The sequence below is a fragment of the Fontibacter flavus genome, assembly GCF_042432905.1.
GTDB classification, from domain to species: domain Bacteria; phylum Bacteroidota; class Bacteroidia; order Cytophagales; family Cyclobacteriaceae; genus Fontibacter; species Fontibacter flavus.
Window position 1 is genome coordinate 1 of record NZ_JBHLWI010000089.1, and the last position, 1,786, is coordinate 1,786.

1 protein-coding gene is annotated in these 1,786 nt (G+C 37.8%); it reads right to left on the reverse strand.

The genetic code is table 11. The features are described 5' to 3' along the window. Positions 1–27: 27 nt before the first annotated feature. Positions 28–1,701, reverse strand: coding sequence for an IS1182 family transposase (locus ACFFIP_RS18960; RefSeq protein WP_382389364.1), 1,674 nt, complete (start codon positions 1,699–1,701; stop codon positions 28–30). Positions 1,702–1,786 lie beyond the last annotated feature (85 nt).

Consider the following 1,786-nt stretch of genomic DNA (forward strand, 5'->3'; position numbering starts at 1 on the left):
GGGGCTGTCCGAAAAGGGCAGCCTTTTTTATGCTGCAATTTTTTGATTTTGAAAATCTAAAGTCATGATTGGGGATTTTTGATTAGATTTTTTCCTTGACACGTATAATACTGGTCGACTAATGTAGGGTTTATAACCCAAAGATGATTTTTTAGATAGTTTTAGTCCAGAGTGCATACTTTTAGCCACCATTTTTCTCAGATTATGGCCAATTGCCATTAATAAGAACTCTAATTCCACTTTTTCTAAACCAGTGAGTGTAAATCTGTTGAATTTATTATTGCTTTTCAGCTGGCCAAACGCAGCTTCCGCCTCTATTGGTCTTTTGCTCCTGTGTTCAAGCCCCTTTTTATTCATTAGTTTTTCCTTGGCCTGCTGTTTTAAGAAGTTTAACCTATGGTTCACTTCGATTCTTCTGTTACCTGTCGCTTTGTGGCATTGTGCTCTTAAGGGGCATCCTTCACAGTTTTTTGCCTGATAATAAGTTACTTGAGATACATACCCATTGCTTGAAGTGCGCTTTCCTTGTCCAACATTCTCCATCCGCTGTCCCATGGGGCATACGTAAAAATCTTGCGCTGCATTGTAGAAAAGATTTTGGGGAAGAAAAGGATTGTTCTTTGTCTTCTTCTTTTGCTCCATGTGGAAGTAATTGTATTTCACATAGGCATCAACTCCCTTTTTTTCAAGCATTTCATAATTCTCCTCACTGCCGTATCCTGCATCAGCTACTATCTCTTTACTTTGTTTGCTATACGATTTTTCAAAACTGTCCAAGTGGGATTTTAAAGTGGTGGTATCCCCTGCTGTTTGGTGGATAGTAGCATGGGTAATGAATTGATTTTCAGTTGATATCTGAGGATTGTAAGCGGGTTTTAGTTGTCCGTTTTTCATGTGGTCCTCTTTCATTCTCATGAATGTGGCATCATGATCTGTCTTACTGTACGAATTTCTATCCCCCAAAATCTCCAGGTCTTTTTCATACTTCTCCAGCTTGGGAAGATGTTCTTCCTGAAGCTTTTGAAGCTCCTTGGCAACCTTCTTTGAAGGCTCTTTTAGCTTTTTATTTATGGCTGAAAGCCGCTCCCTTAATTCTTCAGAATCAATTTTTTTAGGCAATTCTTCTTGATTAACTTCTTGATTATCTGATAGGATGCTTTCTTCGATATCTGATAAAACACTCTTGATCTTACCTTCTAACCTTTCTTTGTGCTTTTCAACTGTCTTACGCCAGACAAAAGTGTATTTATTGGATTTTGCTTCAATCTTGGTTCCGTCAATGTATTGTACATCAAGGCTTACATATCCCATCTCAACAAGCATTTTTACCACTTCGGCAAACAATGTCTTGATGGAGTCTTTTAAGATTTTACCGCGGAAATCGTTGATGGTTCTGAAATCGGGGGTTGAGTTTCCTGAGATAAACATGAAGTGGATGTTCTCATTGAGTGCTTTGGCTATTTTCCTGCATGAATACACATTGGATAAATAGCTATAGAACAGCACTTTGATCATCATTCGTGGATGATAGGCTGATGTACCGCCTCCCTTATACCTCTTTATAATATCGCTGATATCCAGAGAGTTAACCACTGTATCAACCAATCGAACAGGATGATTATCAGGGATTTTATCAAAAATATTTGCCGGAAATAATTCTGGACAATTGCCAGTCTGATTTTTAAAAACTACCTTAGACATTGTTGTATTTTGTTCAACTCTAAAATAATAATTTTAGAGAAGATCAACAATAAAAAAAGGGTGTCTCGACTTTTCGGACACCCCC